The organism is Streptomyces sp. WMMB 714, assembly GCF_900090125.1.
GTDB lineage: Bacteria > Actinomycetota > Actinomycetes > Streptomycetales > Streptomycetaceae > Streptomyces > Streptomyces daqingensis.
The window spans coordinates 356,974-376,441 of record NZ_FMHJ01000007.1 but is presented as its reverse complement, the minus strand read 5'-3'; the positions used below and the strand labels follow the sequence as shown (position 1 = coordinate 376,441).

At 71.7% G+C, this 19,468-nt stretch carries 12 protein-coding genes; 3 read left to right on the top strand and 9 right to left on the bottom strand.

Going from position 1 to position 19,468, the window contains the following annotated elements:
- Positions 1-160: 160 nt before the first annotated feature.
- Positions 161-1,693 (bottom strand): type VII secretion protein EccB, encoded by a 1,533-nt coding sequence (gene eccB / locus H181DRAFT_RS15810; protein ID WP_045865070.1) that lies wholly within the window; start codon positions 1,691-1,693, stop codon positions 161-163.
- A 558-nt stretch (positions 1,694-2,251) separates the two neighbouring features.
- On the opposite strand from eccB, the gene eccE reads away from it, so the two are divergent.
- The 3 genes from eccE (at position 2,252) to H181DRAFT_RS15795 (ending at position 7,839) form a co-directional block, all read left to right on the top strand.
- Positions 2,252-3,577 carry a type VII secretion protein EccE gene (gene eccE / locus H181DRAFT_RS15805; protein WP_045865069.1) on the top strand — a complete coding sequence of 442 codons (1,326 nt, stop codon included), beginning with the start codon at positions 2,252-2,254 and terminating at the stop codon, positions 3,575-3,577.
- A 137-nt stretch (positions 3,578-3,714) separates the two neighbouring features.
- Positions 3,715-4,467, top strand: a complete 753-nt coding sequence (locus H181DRAFT_RS15800; protein WP_254666863.1) for a hypothetical protein — start codon at positions 3,715-3,717, stop codon at positions 4,465-4,467.
- 318 nt (positions 4,468-4,785) lie between these two features.
- Entirely contained in the window at positions 4,786-7,839 is a 3,054-nt protein-coding gene (locus tag H181DRAFT_RS15795; protein ID WP_074467886.1) for an SCO5717 family growth-regulating ATPase, read from the top strand.
- Positions 7,840-8,021: 182 nt separating this feature from the next.
- On the opposite strand, the gene H181DRAFT_RS15790 is transcribed toward H181DRAFT_RS15795, so the two are convergent.
- From H181DRAFT_RS15790 to nusA, 8 genes are all read right to left on the bottom strand, one after another.
- Positions 8,022-8,990, bottom strand: a complete 969-nt coding sequence (locus H181DRAFT_RS15790) for a bifunctional riboflavin kinase/FAD synthetase (RefSeq protein ID WP_074467885.1) — start codon at positions 8,988-8,990, stop codon at positions 8,022-8,024.
- A gap of 82 nt (positions 8,991-9,072) precedes the next feature.
- Positions 9,073-12,819, bottom strand: coding sequence for a S1 family peptidase (locus H181DRAFT_RS15785; RefSeq protein WP_158715444.1), 3,747 nt, complete (start codon positions 12,817-12,819; stop codon positions 9,073-9,075).
- A 232-nt stretch (positions 12,820-13,051) separates the two neighbouring features.
- Positions 13,052-13,993, bottom strand: coding sequence for a tRNA pseudouridine(55) synthase TruB (truB, locus tag H181DRAFT_RS15780; RefSeq protein ID WP_045865064.1), 942 nt, complete (start codon positions 13,991-13,993; stop codon positions 13,052-13,054).
- A gap of 3 nt (positions 13,994-13,996) precedes the next feature.
- On the bottom strand, positions 13,997-14,461 hold the full coding sequence (rbfA, locus tag H181DRAFT_RS15775) for a 30S ribosome-binding factor RbfA (protein WP_045865063.1): 465 nt from the start codon (positions 14,459-14,461) through the stop codon (positions 13,997-13,999).
- 15 nt (positions 14,462-14,476) lie between these two features.
- Positions 14,477-14,773 carry a DUF503 domain-containing protein gene (locus H181DRAFT_RS15770; RefSeq protein WP_045865062.1) on the bottom strand — a complete coding sequence of 99 codons (297 nt, stop codon included), beginning with the start codon at positions 14,771-14,773 and terminating at the stop codon, positions 14,477-14,479.
- A 113-nt stretch (positions 14,774-14,886) separates the two neighbouring features.
- Positions 14,887-17,928: a translation initiation factor IF-2 gene (gene infB / locus H181DRAFT_RS15765; RefSeq protein ID WP_045865061.1), complete on the bottom strand. Its 3,042-nt coding sequence runs from the start codon at positions 17,926-17,928 to the stop codon at positions 14,887-14,889.
- 152 nt (positions 17,929-18,080) lie between these two features.
- A complete protein-coding gene (locus H181DRAFT_RS15760) occupies positions 18,081-18,368 on the bottom strand; it encodes a YlxR family protein (protein WP_074467893.1) in 288 nt (95 codons plus the stop codon).
- Between the two features lie 61 nt (positions 18,369-18,429).
- Positions 18,430-19,467 carry a transcription termination factor NusA gene (gene nusA, locus H181DRAFT_RS15755; protein WP_045865059.1) on the bottom strand — a complete coding sequence of 346 codons (1,038 nt, stop codon included), beginning with the start codon at positions 19,465-19,467 and terminating at the stop codon, positions 18,430-18,432.
- Between the last annotated feature and the right edge of the window lies 1 nt (position 19,468).

Sequence of the window (19,468 nt, the reverse complement as noted above, 5' to 3'; positions counted from 1 at the left end):
CGTGGCCGGTGCTTTGCAGAATCAGCCCGAAATGGGCGCCGAACTGCGCCCCTGGCCGCTAGCCCCCGAGAAAGACGTAACTCTCCCCGTTCGGGGAGAGTTACGTACTACCCACGACGCCGACCCTCGATGCCTCGGACGGCCGACTGTCGGCTGCCGATTACAGGCCCTGCTCCTGGGACGCGCTGTCCGTGTCCAGCGTCGGGCCCTTCGGAAGGAGCGACGACCAACTCTCCGGCACCGGAGGCTCCTTGACCTTCTCGTAGCCCAGGCGCGCCGTCGGGCTCTCCTCCTGGCCTCCGCCGCCTCCCTGGGCGCCGTCGCCTCCCTTGGGGAGGGCGTAGCGAAGACCCGAGTCGGTGAGCAGGTAGCGGGCGCCGCCACCGCCGCGGCCGCTGAACTCCTGGTACAGCAGCCCGGATCCGGAGCTGACGTACGCGCTGGCCGCGCCGTCGACGATGTTCGCGGGGTACTCGGGCCCGGCCCACGCGGCCAGTTGCGGCTGCTTGTCGCCGGAAGTCTTCCCTGTGTAGACGCTGCAGGAGACGGTGCGGCTGGTGGAGTTGATGCCTTCGGCCTTGCGGTTCACGCGAGTCAGTACATCCTCCGGCCAGCCCTTGCCTCCGGTGGCCTCTTCGCCCTCCGCGCCGGCGTTGGTGGCCTGGATGTCGTTGACGGGGATCGGCTTGCGCTGACCGAGCGTCGATCCGCCCATGGCGAGTTTCGCCACGAGCGGGCTCGCCCTCTTCACTCCGTCCTTCATCACCACGTAGTGATACGGCGTTCCCGTGTCCGTGGACTTCAGGACCCTGCCGATCTGGCGTGCCCCGGAGGGAAGTTGGTCAACCCCTTCGAAACGTGCGGGGCTCCCCACCTCACCACCGAGATTGGGGAAGGCGAGCGTGGCCCCGTTGTTCAGGGTCTTCAGCCATTGGGTGGACACCTGCTGCGGCTTCTCGGGTTTCTTCATCGCAATCCTGGTCAGCAGACTGCGTTCCTCCAGGAACACCCTGTTGTTCTGCATGCGCCCGTGCAGAAGCATCTTCGTGCCCGTGCCGTCGACCACGTACTGGTCCCCGGTCTTGCTGTCCTCGACGTAGAGCGCTTCGCCGTCGCCCAGCCGGTACTTGTTCTTCAGCTTGTCCTTGTCGCGGCCGCCCAGCACGAAGACCCCCTGCTGGGGCTCTCCCCGCCCGCCGGGCTTCTCGCAGACGGCCCACTCCTTGGGCGCCTCGGCGTCGGCCTTGCTGGGAAGCCTGTCGGGGGCGTACGGAATGCCGATGGTGGCGCCGCGGGCGATCGGGCTTTCGTCGATGTCCTTGCCCGAGACCTCTATGACTTCGCCCTTGCCCTTGTCCAGCACGAGCTTGGCCGACGCGAAGTTCATGACGGGGTGCAGCTGCTTCTTGCTGTTCTTGTTCTCCTGCAGGACGACGTATCTCGTCGTGGAATCGCTGTCGACGATGATGTGCTCGCCCACGTCGTCCCAACCGGGAGGCGCGCTGGGGGCGATGGCGCCCCATGCGACGAATCCGGCCACGAGAACGATGCCCATGACGGCACTCGGCATCATCGCCCGTACCGGACGCGGAGCCTCCTCGTCCGAGACTCTCGATTCCGGCTGCAGAAAGGCTGCAAGCGTGCGCTTCCGCGCGAAGGTGTGGGCGCTGAGCTCGTCCCGCCGCGTCGCCATCGGTCCCCGTCTCTCCCGTTCCCGTGCTGGTGAAATACCCGGTGGTGGTGGTGTTTTGGCGGGGTGCCGAATTCACGTCCCGCGCCTCGCGCCGTCGCATACGGCTTCGCGCCGTCCCCGAGTCCGCCTCCCCCGGCGGCACTACTATGCCGCCCCACCGTGCTCACGCAAACGCCCGGGTGGCGCCACAGGTCGCGGTATCCGCACAATGCCCTCACGGGCTCTGCTGTCGGCCGCATGCGGGACGGCGTTCGCGATGAGTATCCTGACCCGGCCGGTATCCGCTGCGGTGCAGGCCGGTCCGGCCGCGTACGGCGCCGGGGCCGGAGCAGGGCACACCGCGACCGGCGAACGACGGCAAGCAGGGGGCGACCGCAGACTCCGCGGCGGCGAATCGCCGGAGCGGGAATTCACCGAAAGCATTACGCAGGCACGCGGGCGGAAACGCCGTGCAGCCGGAGCGCTTCCGGTTGTCAGCACGACGGGCGCACCGCGCGCGGAAGCGGCGACCGCGGTCAGCAGCCGAGCAGATGACACCTCGAAGGGGAAGTACGGGGGATGACGAGCGCCACCCGCAGCCGGTCCCGGGACCGGCGCGTCCCGTCCCAGCGCAACGACGGGCAACAGGCCCCGGCGGCATCGCCGGCACCGACGACCGCGACGCTGCGGCTGAGCAGCAAGCCGGGCAGCTTCGGCCCGGTGCGGCTGCAGCAACTGGTCCTGATCGAGATCGCGGCGGGACTTCTGGTCGTCGCCTGGATCTCGCAGAAGTGGCTGCTGGTGCCCGCCGCGGTGGTGGCGGGTCTTCTGACCCTCTTCGCGCTCGTGCGCCGCAGGCAGCACCCCCTGTCCGAGTGGTACGAGCTGAAGCGTTCGCTGCGGCGACGCAAACGCGGTGAGAAGCATCCGATCCCGCAGGGCACCGACCCCAGCCTCGCGCCCGTCGTCGAGTGCGACCCGGCGATCCAGACGTCCACGTACGTGACGCGTGAGGACCGGGCCGTCGGCATGGTCGGCGACGGCACGTTCCTGACGGCGCTGATCGCGGTCGAGGGCAGGGACGCTCCGCTCAAGCCCGGGCGGCTGGGGCGGGTCGAACGCCCGCTGCCGCTGAACGTCCTGCACGACGCGCTGACGACGGACGACATCCGGCTGGAGTCCGTCCAGGTCGTCCAGCACACCCAGCCCGCCCCGGCCCCGCATCTGCCCGAACAGTCCGTGGTGGCACGGTCGTACGGGATGCTGCAGGAGGCCTCGGGCATCCCCTCGCTGCGGATGACGTGGGTCGCGCTGAAGCTCACGCCCGAGCTGACCCCCGAGGCCGTCGAGGCCCGCGGCGGCGGACTGGGGGGCGCGCAGCGATCACTCGTGCGCGCCGCCGATCAGCTCGCGAGCCGGCTCGAAGGCGCCGGCTTCAGCGCCTCGGTGCTCAACGAGGCGGAGGTCATCCAGGCGCTCGCCACCTCCACCTGCCTCAACCCCCGTGCGAACAACCCCACTTCGCCGGACGGCCGCACCCTCCAGCGGCGCACGGAGGAGTCCGTCCGCGGCTGGCGCTGCGACGACCGCTGGCATGCCACGTACTGGATCAGTCGCTGGCCGCAGGTGGGCCCGAGCGCGGTGAGTTCGGCGCACCTGGCGTCGATACTCACGTCGCTGCGCGTGTTCACGTCCGTCTTCAGCCTGACACTCGGACCGGGCGACGGGCGTTCGGCGTCCATCGCCGGTCACGTGCGGGTCGTCACCCGCAGCGAGGACGACCTGTCCACCGCGCGTCGCGAACTGCAGCGCACGGCGAGCCGGGCGAAGACCGGTCTCGTTCCGCTGGACCGGGAGCAGGTGCCCGGCGTGCTCGCCACTCTGCCCCTCGGAGGCACCAGCTGATGTCCACCCCGATGATGCCCCGGCAGACCGGAATGCCCGGCGCGGGCCTTGGCCGTCAGCAACCGCAGGGCGGTCTCGGTCAGGACGGCGGGCCGGCTACGCAGCCGCGTCACGTCGCCACAGCGACGGACACGGGCATGATCCCCGTCTTCGGCCGCAACGACGAGGCCGACCAGGAGTCCCCGCACCCCCGCCGCCCCGGGTTCGGCCTGCGCGGCCCCCGCCATCTCCGGCACAGGGTCGCCCTCGACGAACTTGCCGCTGTCGGCGTGCCGTTGGGTGATGACGGTGTCGTCATCGGCACCGACGCGCAGAAGCAGCCCGCCGTCCTCGGGCTGAGCAGGCGGACCGCGTACGACGTGCTGCTGATCGGCGGTCTGTGGACGGCGCAGGTGCTGGCCCTGCGGGCGGCGGGCACAGGTGCGCGGGTGGCTGTCGAGACGGGGCGTGCGCACGTGTGGACGTCGCTGGTGCGGGCGGCCGGAGCCGAGCAGCAGTGCATCACCATGCACGACGTCGGCCAGGTCCCCTCGCTCGGCCCGTCCTCGAGCAGCCCGGTGATCATCATCCGCGACTGCGGCATGAAGCCGCCGCGCGGGCGGGTGACTTCGGCGCCGTGGCAGTCGGTCGTCACGCTGCTCCCCTACCTGAGCCCGGCGGCCCCCCGCCTGCTGCAGACCTCCTCGCTCGTCGGCATCCAGCGTGTTTCTCCGGACGAGGCCGCGCATCTGTCGCGGACGATGCGTCTCCCGCGGGAGGAGACGGAGACCCTCTCGACGCTGGGCGACGGCGTCACCCTGTGGTGCACGCGGAAGGACCGCTACTACTCCCTGACGACACCGACCGACGCCGAGGCCGGACTGCTGGGCACCGCGCGGCGTCTCGACTGAGTGCGGCGCCGCCTCCGCCGGCGCGATGCCGCGGTTGACGCCGCCGGAGGTCCGGGCCCCGGCGGCATCACGACCGGGCGGCAGGGGCGCACGCGGATCCCCGGGCCTGAGAGGGCCTCCGACAAGCGGAGTTGACCCCAGAACCCTGCGCTCCGAGACTGGACCGAGACCTTCGACTGGTTGAGTCGGGTCGTATCGACAGAGGCGGCCTCCGGGCACGGTGTGCGGACGGGGCCTCAGTGCCGTGCCCAATGCCATGTTGATTAGGCTGGGCCGTGCGCGACAAACGGGGTGTGTGACCACACAGCAGGAGGCATTGTGAGCAGCGATCGGGACGAGATCCGCTGGGGCAGGACGGCGCCCGATACCGATCGGTTCGATGCTGATTCTGCGCCCGAGCAGGACAACGAGTCGACGGGCCAGTTCACCATCGACTACACGCCTCCGGCCTGGTACACGCAGGACGCCGACAGCGCCGCCGCCCCCAACACCCCTGGTGTGGGCGGCAATCCGAGCGGCCCGATGACTCCGCCTCCGCCGGTCCCCGGTCCTCCTCAGCCGCTGCCGGGTACGCCTCCCGAGCAGCATGTCGCGCCTGCCCCCGAACCGCCCCAGTTCCCTGCCGTCGCGCCCGGCACCCCCGCACCTCCGGCACAGGATCCCGCCGCGCAGGGCGACTTCTCGCACGGAATGCCGTCCGCTCCGCCCGCCGAGCCGCGAGGGAGCTCGGACGCGTCCGTCCAGCCCCCGCCCGCGTTCCCGCCGTTGGCCGAGCCTCCCGCGCAGCAGGACCCGCGGAGTACGGGGGAGTTCACGCTCCCCCCTGGCCCCGCGGAGGCGGGCCGGATGGACGCCGGCTCGTCCGGCTCCATAGCGGCTTCGGGTACCTTCGACGCCTTCGCCCCCGCGTCGCCGTCCTCTTCCGAGGGCCCTGGATCAGGGCATGAGGAGACCGGCGAATCCGAGCGGAGCACTGAGGCGGGCGACGGGCCCGCGGACACGGACGCGCCGGACCACGACAGTGCTCCCGGCGACTCGCAGGCGGCAGAGGCAGAGACGCCCGCGGAGCCGGAGGGGCCGGCCCCCGACGGCCCGCAGGAGGACCGCGACTCCGGCGGCGACACCGACGCGTCGGGCGACGTAGCGGACGGTGCGACGGCGACGGCGACGGAACAGGACGAGAGCGGCGAGGCCGGCGGTACGACCCCGGCCGCGGGGTCGGGCAGCCCGGAAGGCGGTGCGTCCGCGCAGGCGTCCGAACCTCCGTCGCAGACGCCGTCCTGGCCGCCGACCACCGGCGGTGGCGGCGCTCCGGCCGGCCAGTCGGCCGAACTGCCGCCCCTGCCCCCGGACTTCCCGCCCGCCGACCCCCAGCCCGAGGCGCAGACCCCACCGGCGGCACAGCCCGCCGCTGGCGCCGAGCCTGCCGCAGCCGAGGCCGATCCCGCGGACACGCCCCCCGCGCGGGCACCGATGCCGGCGGACGGAACCACCGTGCTCTCGCTGCCTCCGCAGGGGGGATACGGCTACCCGCAGCAGGGGCAGCAGCCCCAGCCCGGCCAGCAACAGGGACAGCAGGTGCCGCAGCAGCAGCCCGGGCAGCCGCAGCAGGGCGCGGCCTGGCAGCAGCAGGGACAGCCGCTGCCCCAACAGCAGCCCGCACCCCAACCCGGCTACGGCTACCCCCAACCCGGACAAGCTCAGCAGCCCCAGCAGGCACAGCCGGGCCAGCAACCCGCGCCGGCCCAGCACCCCGCCGCCCCTCACACCCAGCCCGGATACGGCTACCCCCAACCCGGACAACCCCAACAGCCCCAACAGCCCGGGCAGCCGCAGCAGGGCGCGGCCTGGCAGCAGCAGGGACAGCCGCTGCCCCAGCAGCAGCCCGCACCCCAACCCGGCTACGGCTACCCCCAACCCGGCCAGGCCCAGCAGCCCGCACAACCCCAACAGGCACAACCGGGCCAGCAACCCCCGCAGGCCCAGCACCCCGCCGCCCCCCACACCCAGCAGCCCCAACCCGGATACGGCTACCCCCAGCCCGGACAACCCCAACAGCCCGTACAACCCCAGCAGAACGCGGCCTGGCAGCAGCAGGGACAGCCGGGTCCCGTCGGTCCGGCCCCGCACGCGCAGCAGCCGCCGGTCGGCGACCCGGGCGCGGGAGCGGGCCATGTCCCGGGCGAGGACGCGCGCCGTCAGAGCCAGGGCGGGAATCCGCTGGGCTACACGGCCGCGGTGGAGCTGTCGTCCGACCGGCTGGTCAACAACCGCAGGAAGCCGCGCTCCCAGAACCCCGCTCTCGGCGGGAAGTTCCGGTTCGGTTCGAAGAAGGAGGAGGCCGAGCGGCAGCGGAAGCTGGATCTGATCCGCACCCCGGTCCTGTCCTGCTACCGCATCGCGGTGATCAGTCTGAAGGGCGGTGTCGGCAAGACGACGACCACCACCGCCCTCGGTTCGACGCTCGCGACGGAGCGCCAGGACAAGGTCATCGCGATCGACGCCAACCCCGACGCGGGAACGCTCGGCCGCCGGGTACGCCGCGAGACGGGTGCGACGATCCGCGACCTCGTCTCCGCGATCCCGTACATCAACAGCTACATGGACGTCCGCCGGTTCACCTCGCAGGCGGCGTCCGGGCTGGAGATCCTCGCCAACGACGTCGACCCGGCGGTCTCGACGACCTTCAACGACGACGACTACCGCCGCGTCATCGACGTCCTCGGCAAGCAGTACCCGATCATCCTCACCGACTCGGGCACGGGCCTGCTCTACTCGGCGATGCGCGGAGTGCTCGATCTGGCCGACCAGTTGGTCGTGATCTCGACTCCGTCCGTGGACGGCGCGAGCAGCGCCAGCACGACGCTGGACTGGCTCTCGGCCCACGGTTACGGGGATCTGGTGCAGCGCAGCATCACGGTGATCTCGGGCGTCCGCGAGACCGGAAAGATGATCAAGGTCGAGGACATCGTGTCGCACTTCCAGACACGCTGCCGGGCCGTCGTGACCATTCCCTTCGACGAACACCTGTCCGCGGGTGCCGAGTTGGAGCTGGACATGATGCGGCCGAAGACCCGGGAGGCCTACTTCACCCTCTCCGCTCTGATCGCCGAGGACTTCGCGCGTCAGCAGCAGGAGCAGGGCCTCTGGCAGGGCAACGGCAACAACCCGCCCGCCCAGATGCCGCCGCCTCTGCCCGGCCCCCAGCAGGGGTTCCCCCCTCAGCAGCCGTACGCGCAGCAGCCCGGTCAGGTACCGCCGCAGCCGTACGCGCAGCAACCGGGGCAGGTACCTCCGCAGCAGCCGCCTTACCCGCAGCAAGGTGGCTGGCAGCAGCAACAGCCCGGTCAGACACCGCCGCAGGGCCAGTGAGCATCAGTCCGAGCTGAAGATCATCAGTCCGTGAGTTGACGAGGCTGGGCCGGACGACGCCGGGATGGCCCGGTCCGATGATCCGGACCGGCCCTCCTGTGCGGACAACGACTCCAGCCCGGAGTGCGCTGCTCGCGTCTCGCGCCCCGCCCCGTCGGCAAGCCGACAGCGGGAGAAGCGGGTCAACGCGTGGCCGCCGGGCCCTCCTCGGCCCGGGCGACCAGGTCGCGGCAACGGTCGACGTCGCCGGCCATGCGCTCCAGGAATGCTTCGAGGGTGTCGAACTTCTCCTGCCCGCGGATGTATTCGAGGAAGTCGACGGCGACGTGCTTCCCGTACAGGTCGAGGTCGACGCGGTCGATCGCATACGCCTCGACAGTGCGCTCCGTACCGTTGAACTGCGGATTCGTGCCGACCGAGATGGCCGCCGGCATCCGCTCGCCGTCCGCGGTGAGCCAGCCCGCGTAGACCCCGTCGGCCGGGACGGCGGTATGGGGCACGGTCTCCACGTTCGCGGTGGGGTAACCGAGTTCGCGCCCGCGCTGAGCACCGCGCACCACCACGCCCTCGACGCGGTGCGGACGTCCGAGGACCTCTGCGGCGCCGGCCACGTCGCCCTCGCCTACGAGCCGCCGGACCAGCGTCGAGCTGAAGGGCTCGCCTCCACCCGCCGTACCGCGCTCGTACAGGTCGACGACCACGACGTCGTAGTCGTACGTCGCACCCAGCTCGGAGAGGAAGGCGACGTCACCGGCCGCCCGGTGCCCGAACCGGAAGTTGGGCCCCTCGACGACGACGCGCGCGTGCAGTTTGTCGACCAGCACCTTGACCACGAAGTCCGCGGGAGAGAGCTGGGAGAACTCGGCGGTGAACGGCAGTACGAGCACCGCGTCCACACCCAGCTCGGCCATGAGTTCGGCGCGCCTGGCGTGCGGAGCCAGCAGCGGCGGGTGACTGCCCGGCCGTACGACCTCGCTCGGATGGGGATCGAAGGTGACGACCACAGCGGGTACGCCGAGTTCGCGTGCGCGTGCCACCGTCCTGCCGATGATCAGCTGGTGCCCCCGGTGCACCCCGTCGTAAGAGCCGATGGTGACGACGCTGCGCCCCCAGCCCTCCGGGATGTCCTCCAAACCACGCCAGCGCTGCACGTCCTGCTCCTCGCCGATGCCGATGTGTTTCGCCGGTCCAAGGGTGCCATGCCCCTGGGCGGCACCCGCACCGGACCCGCGACTACACGCAGTCGGCCAGCGCTTCTCTCGCGCCGCGCACTTCCGGCCCGGCCAGTGCGGTCCAAGCGCCCGGTGCGGCTTGGGCGACGGCCGTCCACGCGGCTGGTTCCGCTGCCGTCCAGGCCCGCAGGAGGCGCCCGAAGTCCGGTTGCTCGTGCGCCAGCCCGGTCAGGCGGCGGTCGTAGCAGGCCGCGCCCTCAGGCGTGCGGGCCATCAGCAGACCGAGGCGCCGCACGAGCTCCCCCTGACCCTGTCGGGACTGGGCCGTTCCGCATGGCTGCGGGTCCTGCGCTGTCCCGGAATCCTGCCGCTCGGCTGCCTCTGCGGCACCCTGCTGGGACGCCGCTTCCAGGGCCCCCTCCAGTGCTGCGTCCAGGACGTCCAGGTCGCCTTCGCCGAGGAGCAGCACGTCCAGCAGCTCGTCCCGTACCGGGTCCTCCGGTGCCGCGGCGAGCATGCGGGCGAGGCTTGCGCGCAGCGACCCGTAGGGCGAGGTCAGCAGGGCGTCCACCAGCGCCTCCAGCCCGGCTCGGCCTCCGTCGCGATGGGTCAGCCGGAGACGGACGAAGGAGGCCAGCGGCTCGCCCGCCCGCTCTGGACGCAGCTCCGCGTACTGGCGGACGAGGTCGGCAGTCGGCTGGGCCAGGCCCGGTTCACGGACGTTCGCCAGGGCCCCTACCAGGTGGTGCGCGCCGCTGCCGGGTTCGCACAGGCGCCTGCGGAAGGCGGCGAGCACCGGCTCGGGCCGCTCCCGGAGGGCCGCGGTGAGCGCCTCGGAGAGCACCGGCGCCCCGGTGGCGGCGAGCCTCTCGAGCGCTGCGTCCAGATGCTGTTCCCAGCGTTGATCGACGCGCAGGAGCAGTGCCAGCGCGGACTCGTGCAGGAACTGCTCGCCCGGCCGCTCCAGCAGTGCCATGGCTGCTCGCTGCAGAGCGCGGCGTCGCGCTGCTTCGCCGCCGTCGCCCGGACGGTCTTCGCCGGCAGCCGGACGGAGCGCGCGGACCGCAAGTCGCAGCCCGTACTCCGCGGCCGCGGCGCGGCGGAGGCAGCGGTCGTCCCCCGCCCAGCGTTCGACTGCCCGGCACAGTTCGGCAGGCTCCTCCTGGCCGAGCTCACCGAGCAGTTCGTCGGCGTGCGGATGGCACGCGTCGATCAGCAGGTCCAGCAATTGCCCGGGAGCGGCGGTGCGGTGCGCGTAGAGAAGAGCCTGTGCCGCGGAGGCCACCGTGGGCGCGGACTCGGCGCCCGTACGGGAGCCTGCACGGCAGCCCAGGCTGCGCCGGTCGGTGAACCACGCGCACAGCAGCGGCTGTACGGCCCTGGGCTCGGCGGCCAGCAGGTCGCCGACCACGTCGATGAAGCGGCACGGGCCGGGGTCGTCGTCCGAGCTGTGCGGTGGGTCGGCAGGGAGCATCAGACGCAGCAGCTCGGTCTTCCTGGCTGCGGGCAGTGCGATCGCCCGCCAGAACCAGGGGCCGAACACGCCGGTCCGCCCGCCCCCGCCGATGCGTTCGGCCAGCTCGCGCAGCACACGGCTGTACGGCTGAGCGTCCGGCACGCGCAGCACTGTCTCCAGCAGCAGACGCGACGCCCACCAGGCGCTCTCCGTCCTGCCGGAGGCGAAGCAGACGCTGGTCAACGGCAGGAGACGCTGCTGGAGCGCCTCCGGACCGGCGGCTTCGGAGCACTGCAGCAGCGCCTGCACGACCGGCCCGATGCGGTGCCGGGGGACGGTCACGGCTGCCGCTCCCTCATTCCCCCTGTGTACGAGCGTCTCCAGGGAGGCGTCCAGATCGAGGTGGCGCCCCTGGAGCCAGTCGGCGAACTCCTCGTCAGCGAAGCGGAATCCGTCTCCCGCCGGTTCCAGCACTCCCTCGGTCAGCACCGCGGAGGCCCAGCCGCCGGCCTGCGGGAAGACCTCTGCGAGGTCCGCGCGGGCCACGCCGCCCCGGCCTCTGCCCAGGCACCGCCGTGCCGCCTCGTGCAGGGCTCCCGCGGCCCGAGTCGCGAGCCTCCGGACGTCACCACTGCGTTCCGTACAGCCCTGTGCGACGGCAAGCCTGCGCGCGATCCGCAGCGCGGTCAGATCGAGATGCGCCGAGAACAGCTCGGAACGGCGCACCGGCGGCGGTACGGGGACGGCACGCATGCCGGGCTGGGCCTCTTCCGAACCTCCGACCGCGTCCACGGCCACGGTGGGGTCGGCAGTCCCGGACGGTCCGGCGGGTCCAGCGGCATCGGCGGCGTCGTGCCTCTGCCCTCGGGTGCCGACTCCCAGTGCGGCCCGCACTTCGGCGAGCATCCGCATCGCCAGCGGATGCCCCGAGTCCGCCTCCGACAGCGCGTTCCCGTCCAGTCCGTACCGCTCGCGGGCCTGTGCCGCGATGACGGGCGGCATGGCACCGAGCCGCACGCACGGCGGCAGCTCCGGCCCCGCGACTTCGTCGGCAGCGCTCCGGGCGCCGGCTTCCGGCTGCCCGGTGTGAAGCATCTCGTGTGGGAAGAACCCGCCTGCCTGTTCCCAGAATTCGCTGCCGCACGCGAGCACCATGCGCGCTCCCGACGCCCGCAGCCAGCTCGCGGTGCCCGTGATCCACTGCCTCAGCTCGCGGAAGAGCGCGGCAGGCATCTCCTCGGGCGCGTCCAGGAGTACGAGGAGGGGACGCCGCACCTCCCGGGCCAGCCGTGCCACGACGTCCGCGCTCGGCACGCCCTCGGCACCGGTCGGAAGTCCGGCGTCGAGCGGGCCGTTCGCGCACCGTGGTCCCGCCCCGGTGACGGAGCGCGCGGCCTCCGCCAGCGCCCGCCCGACCGCCTCGCGCACGCTGCCGTCGCCCTCCTTGAGGACGGCACCGCGCAGCCACACAGCCGGGGCCGATTCGGCCGAGCACTGGGCCGCGAGAGCGGCCAACTCCGTGCTGCGGCCCGTGCCCGGCCGCCCCACGAGGGCGGCGACGGAGGCCTCGCTGCCGGGGAACCGGCCCAGCGCGTCGGAGACATGGGACCGGCGTACGTGCAGCCGGGCGCGTTCGGCCACGGGCTTCAACGACGCCTGCGTCAGCTCCAGTACACCCGCCGGGTTCAGATCCGGACCGAATCCGGGGACGGTCTGCGCGTTGCGCATCAGGACGTCCCGCAACTCCCCTTCGCACTCCCACAGTTCGTCGTCGGTGAGAGGCACCGCGAAGCAGGCCGTCCGGTCGGGGGTGTGCAGTGCGGTGCCCAGCACGCCCAGCACCGCGCCGGTCGACGCGTCGACGACCGGGGATCCCGAGGCCCTGCTGCTGAGGTGCAGTTCGACGGCCTCCGCCTCCGGAAGAGCCAGCTCCACCGCGTCGTCCAGCGTGTAGACGCGCTCGGTCGAGGTGTAGGTGACCTGCGTCCTGCCGGAGAGCTGCGCCTCCGTCCAACTTCCGGACCGGACGGAGGAGGCCCGCGAGGGAGTCTGCCCCGTGCGCAGCCGCACGGCCGCACCCACGGCGCGGGTCCGCTCGTCCCCGATGACCAGGGGGGCTCCGTTCAGGCCCTCCGTCCGGATCAGCGCCAGGTCGCGCTCCGGGAACGGAGTGATCTGGTGGGCCTTCGCTAGATGGCTCCGGCCGTCCGGGGAGTGCACGACCAGGCGGCCGAGGCCGTCGACGGCCTCGTGACTGGTGATCACCGTGCCGTCGTGGTCTGCGAAGAAACCGCTGCCCCGGGGGCGCCCGGCCAGATCGCAGATCCTCACCGACACGGGCTCAGTCAGCACCGCTCCCGCTCCCATTGCGCACCGTCCAACTCGCCCGTACCTGCTGCCGACCCTCCCCCGACTCCTTGACGGTAGACGGGAGTTGATCAGTAAGGACAGGCTGTCGGGAGAACGCGCCCCCTGCCACGCCGCCGACTCGCACCGAGCGCCCGGCCATTCGAGTGAACGCAGCTCACAGGGCAGACGCGCAGTGCAGCCTTCCTCTGTCGAACCCGTGCGAGGGCGAGGCGGTCTACGCGAAGACGGCCAGGCTCTTCGCACGTCCCTTCCGCTCCTCGACGAGAGCCACGAAAGAACCGTCGGGACCGAACACGGCGACGGGTTCGGGCTCCTGACCGGGTGCACCGAACTCACCCGCGGGCATGCGCAGTTGAGCACCGTTGCCGATCAGGCGCGCCTGCTCCGCGTCCACGTCCCAGCGGTGGAACGCCGCGGCCGCGGCCTCGTGGAGCGGCAGCACCGACAGCGGCGCACCGCCGTCGACCTCCTGCTGCAACTCGTCCAGCGTGCGCGCGTCCTCGAGCCGGTACGGTCCGACCCTGGTGCGCCGCAGCGCCGTCAGATGCCCTCCGGTCCCCAGGTCACCGCCGAGGTCGCGCGCCAGCGCACGCACATACGTCCCGGAGGAGCACACCACCGAAACCAGCAGGTCGGTCACGCACGTGCCGTCCTCGGCCTTCATCTCGTGCACGTCGTGCACGTCGAAGGAGGAGACGGTCACCGAGCGGGCGGCCAGCTCGAACTCCTCGCCCTCGCGGACGCGTTGATACGACCGCTTGCCGTCCACCTTGACCGCGCTGACCTTCGACGGCACCTGCTGGATCTCGCCCGTGAGCCGGGCCACGGCCGCGTCGACGGCCTCGCGGGCGACGCCGGAGGCGCCTTCGGAGGCCGTGACCTCGCCCTCGGCGTCGTCCGTCACGGTGGTCTGCCCGAGCCGCACCGTCGCGACGTACTCCTTCTCCGTGAGCGCCAGGTGCCCCAGCAGCCGCGTCGCCTTCTCGACGCCGATGACGAGCACTCCGGTCGCCATCGGATCCAGCGTCCCGGCGTGACCGACCCGCCGCGTGCGGCCGATTCCGCGCAGCTTCGCCACCACATCGTGCGACGTGAAACCGGCGGGCTTGTCGACGACGACAAGCCCGCCCGGTCCGTTGTCCTTCTTACGCGCCACAGGTCATTCGCTCTCGTCCTCGTTCGTGTCGCCGGCCTGCTCGTTCTCGCCCGGCTTGCGGTACGGGTCCGCCCCGCCCGCGTAGTCCGCGCCCGAGGAGGCCCTGCGGACCTCCTCGTCGGAGGCCTTCGCCCGAGCCAGCAGATCGTCGATCGTGCGGGCGTTCTCGGGCAGGGCGTCCGCGACGAACGTGAGGCTCGGGGTGTGCTTGACACCTGCCGCGGCCCCGACTGCCGTACGCAGCACGCCCTTCGCGCTCTCCAGCCCGGCAGCGGCTGCCTTGCGGTCCTCGTCGTCCCCGTACACCGTGTAGAAGACGGTCGCCTCCCGCAGGTCCCCGGTGACGCGGGTGTCCGTGACGGTCACATGTGTGCCGAGCCGCGGGTCCTTGATCCCCCGGTGCAGCTTTTCCGCGACCACCTCACGGATGAGGTCTGCCAGCCTCTTAGCCCGTGCATTGTCGGCCACTGGTCCGTCTCCTTGCTAATCGTCGTCTTCTCCGTGGAAGCGCCGCCGAACCGACAGCAGTTCCACCTCCGGCCGGGCGGCGACGAGCCGCTCGCACCGGTCGAGTACATCCGTCACATGCCCCGCGTCCCCCGACACCGTGGCGAGGCCCAGCCTGGTACGCCGGTGCAGATCCTGGTCGGCCACTTCCGCCACGCTCACCGCGTACTTCCGCTGCAGCTCTGCGACGATGGGCCGGACGACGGAGCGCTTCTGCTTGAGCGAGTGAACGTCGCCCAGCAGCAGGTCGATCGAGAGAGTCCCCACATACACACGGTGATCGTACGAGATGCCGCCGGGGCCGATCGACGGAGTTTCCTCCGCCGACCGGCCCCGGACCGGCTCATGCGCTCTGCGCGCACTGCGGGTCGAGCACGACCGCGGCGTCAGCCGCGGGGCTTCTCCCGCATCTCGTACGTCGCGATGACGTCGTCGACCTTGATGTCGTTGTAGTTGCCGAGGTTGATACCACCCTCGAAACCGTCACGGATCTCGGTGACGTCGTCCTTGAAGCGCCGCAGCCCCTCGATGTTGAGGTTCTCCGCGATGACCTTGCCGTCGCGCAGCAGGCGGGCCTTGGTGTTCCGCTTGACCTCGCCGGAGCGGATGAGGACACCCGCGATGTTGCCGAGCTTGGAGGAGCGGAAGACCTCGCGGATCTCCGCCGTGCCGAGCTCGACCTCTTCGTACTCCGGCTTGAGCATGCCCTTCAGGGCCGCCTCGATCTCCTCGATGACCTGGTAGATCACCGAGTAGTAGCGGACGTCGACGCCCTCGCGCTCGGCCATCTGCGTCGCGCGCCCCTCGGCGCGGACGTTGAAGCCGATGACGATGGCGTCCGAACCCGTCGCCAGGTCGATGTCGGTCTCGGTGACCGCACCGACGCCGCGGTGCAGGATGCGCAGGTCGACCTCGTCGCCGACGTCCAGCTGCAGCAGCGAGGACTCCAGGGCCTCGACCGAACCGGATGCGTCGCCCTTGATGATGAGGTTGAGCTGCTGCACCTCGCCCGCCTTGAGCACCTTGTCCAGGTCCTCCAGGGAGACCCTGCGGGTGCGCTTGGCGAACGCGGCGTTCCGCTCGCGGGCCGCACGCTTCTCGGCGATCTGCCGGGCCGTACGGTCCTCCTCGACCACCAGGAAGTTGTCGCCGGCACCCGGGACGTTGGTCAGACCCAGGACCAGGACGGGGGTCGCGGGACCCGCTTCCTTGATGTTCTCGCCCTTGTCGTCGAGCATCGCGCGGACCCTGCCGTAGGCGTCGCCCACGACCATCGTGTCGCCGACGCGCAGGGTGCCCCGCTGGACCAGCACCGTCGCCACGGCGCCGCGGCCGCGGTCGAGGTGGGCCTCGATCGCGATGCCCTGTGCGTCCTGCTCCGGGTTGGCCCGCAGGTCGAGCGCGGCGTCCGCGGTCAGTACGACCGCTTCGAGCAGCGCGTCGATGTTCTCGCCCTGCTTGGCGGAGATGTCGACGAACATCGTGTCGCCGCCGTACTCCTCGGCGACCAGGCCGTACTCGGTCAGCTGACCGCGCACCTTGGTCGGGTCGGCGCCCTCGACGTCGATCTTGTTGACCGCGACGACGATCGGCACCTCGGCCGCCTTGGCGTGGTTCAGCGCCTCGATCGTCTGCGGCATGACGCCGTCGTTCGCCGCGACCACGAGGATCGCGATGTCCGTCGACTTCGCACCGCGGGCACGCATGGCGGTGAACGCCTCGTGACCGGGGGTGTCGATGAAGGTGAGCTTGCGCTCCTCGTCGTTCACCTCTGTCGACGCCTGGTAGGCACCGATGTGCTGGGTGATGCCGCCGGCCTCGCCCGCGATGACGTTGGTCTTGCGGATCGCGTCCAGCAGTCGCGTCTTACCGTGGTCGACGTGACCCATGACGGTCACGACCGGCGGACGCGGCATGAGCGCCTTCTCGCCGCCCTCGTCCTCGCCGAACTCGATGTCGAAGGACTCGAGAAGCTCGCGGTCCTCCTCCTCCGGGCTGACGATCTGGACGACGTAGTTCATCTCCTCGCCGAGCAGGCTCAGCGTCTCGTCGGAGACGGACTGCGTCGCGGTGACCATCTCGCCCAGGTTGAACATCACCTGGACCAGCGACGCCGGGTTGGCGTTGATCTTCTCCGCGAAGTCGGTGAGCGAGGCACCGCGCGAGAGCCTCACGGTCTCGCCCTTGCCGCGCGGCAGCATCACGCCGCCGACCGACGGCGCCTGCATCTGCTCGTACTCCTGACGGCGCTGCCGCTTCGACTTGCGGCCACGCCGCGCCGGACCGCCGGGACGGCCGAAGGCACCCTGCGTACCACCACGGCCGCCGGGTCCGCCGGGACGCCCGCCGAAACCGGGACGGCCACCGCCGCCGGGACGGCCGCCGAAGCCGCCGCCACCGCCCGGACGGCCACCGCCGCCACCGCCGGGACGGCCGCCGAAGCCGCCGCCACCGCCGGGACGGCCACCGCCGCCACCGCCGGGACGAGGACCGCCGCCCGGGCCGCCGCGGCCCGGACCGGGACGCGGAGCGGCAGCGGGACGCTGCGGCATCATGCCCGGGTTGGGGCGGTTGCCGCCGCCACCCGGACGCGGGCCGCCCTGGCCGCCGCCCTGCGGACGCGGCATGTTGCCCGGAGTCGCACGACCGCCCGGAGCCTGCGGGCGCGGGCCGCCCTGGCCCTGCCCGGGCTTCGGGGGCTGACCCGGCTTCGGGGCGCCACCGGGGCGCGGCGCCTGCGGGCGCGCCATGCCGGTCGAACCGCCGGACGTGAAGGGGTTGTTACCGGGACGCGGACCCGAGGGCCTCGCGCCCGGCTTCGGGGCGCCCTGGCCGGGGCGCGCGCCGCCCTGGCCCCGACCGCTCTGGCCCTGACCCTGACCGGGACGGGGTGCCTGCTGGCCCGGCTTGGGAGCCTGACCGGGCTTCGGTGCCGCCGCACCCGGCTTAGGGGCCTCCGCCGCGGGAGCGGTGAACTCCGGCTTCGCCGGCCCCGGCTTGGGGGCGCCCGGCTTGGGGGCCTCCGAGGCGGGAGCAGCGGGCGTGACAGGACCGCCGGCCTCGCCGGCCGCGGGCCGGGCGGGGGACGACGGAGCTTCCGGTGCCGGCGCCGGTGCGCCGGGCTTGGGGGCCTGTGCCTTGGCAGGCTTGGCGCCCGCGCCGGTCTTGGCCGCGCCGCCCGGCTTGGGGGCGGCGGGCTTGGCGGCGGCCTTCTTCGGCGCCGCAGGCTTCGCCGCGGACTTCTTGGCGGCGCCGCCACCGGCACCGCCGCCCGCGTCGAATGCGTCAGTCAGCTTGCGAACCACCGGCGCCTCGATCGTCGAGGACGCCGAGCGGACGAACTCGCCCAGTTCGTTGAGCTTGGCCATGACGACCTTGCTCTCGACTCCGAGCTCCTTCGCGAGCTCATATACCCGGACCTTAGCCACTTCGCTCCTTACGGTCCGGGGGGCTCTCCGCCGGACCTTCGCTACTTATGCATGGGCGTACTCACGCGTACTCATCGAGTGCTCATCGCAATCTCGACCTACTTCCGACTCGCGAGGTACCTCTCCGAACGGAGGGTTCCGAACGGACTGTCTTACGGTTTCGTCTGCTCGATCTGCTCCACCTGCCGGCGAAGCTCCGCCACGTCGAACGGGCCCGGACCTCTGAAGGCCCGGTTGAACGCCCGCCGGCGCACTGCCTGCTCGAGGCATGCAGACGTGGGATGCAGATACGCACCCCGGCCGGGCAGCGTACCCCGAAGATCGGGAACGCACCGTCCCGCGGTGAGCACCACACGCAGCAGATCGGGTTTGTCCGAGCGCTTCCGACAGCCCACGCAAGTGCGCTGTGGGCATGCTCGGACTTGCGTCCGGCCAGACACCCTTGAGTCTACCTCCCCGCACCGCTGCACCCCTTCGGGGGTAAGCGGCACCCTTATGGTTTCAGCCCTGTTCGGCAGCGTGTCCGGAGGCCGATTCGGGCTCTGCGGAGACGGGCTCGCCGGCGTCCGCCGTGTCCGGGCGGATGTCGATGCGCCAGCCGGTCAGCCGGGCGGCGAGACGGGCGTTCTGGCCTTCCTTGCCGATGGCCAGTGACAACTGGTAGTCGGGCACCGTCACCCTGGCGGAGCGTGCGGCGAGATCGACGATCTCGACTTGATTCACACGTGCCGGGGAGAGCGCGTGGGCGACGAGATCCGCCGGGTCGTCCGACCAGTCGACGATGTCGATCTTCTCGCCGTGGAGCTCCGCCATGACGTTGCGCACCCGGCCGCCCATCGGGCCGATGCAGGCGCCCTTGGCGTTCAGGCCGGAGCGGGTGGAGCGAACGGCGATCTTCGTACGGTGACCGGCCTCACGGGCGATGGCGGCGATCTCGACCGAGCCGTCGGCGATCTCCGGCACCTCCAGCTCGAAGAGCTTCTTGACGAGGTTCGGGTGGGTGCGCGACAGCGTCACGGACGGACCGCGCACGCCCTTGGCGACCCGGACCACGTACGTGCGCAGCCGGGTGCCGTGCGAGTAGTCCTCGCCGGGCACCTGCTCCTGCGGCGGAAGGATGGCCTCCAGCTTGCCGATGTCGACGAGCACGCTCTTGGGGTCCTTGCCCTGCTGCACGACGCCCGCGACGACATCGCCCTCGCGGCCCGCGTACTCGCCGAAGGTGACCTCCTCCTCGGCGTCCCGCAGCCGCTGCAGGATGACCTGCTTGGCGGTGGTCGCGGCGATACGGCCGAAGCCGCTGGGGGTGTCGTCGAACTCGCGCGGCTCGGCGCCCTCCTCCAGCTCCGACGGGCTCTCCTTGGCCCACACCGTCACGTGGCCCGTCTTGCGGTCCAGTTCGACGCGGGCGTCACGGCGGCTGCCCTCCGTGCGGTGGTAGGCGATGAGGAGAGCGGACTCAATCGCCTCGATCAGCAGATCGAGCGAGATCTCCTTCTCCCTCACCAGCCCGCGCAGGGCACTCATGTCGATGTCCACG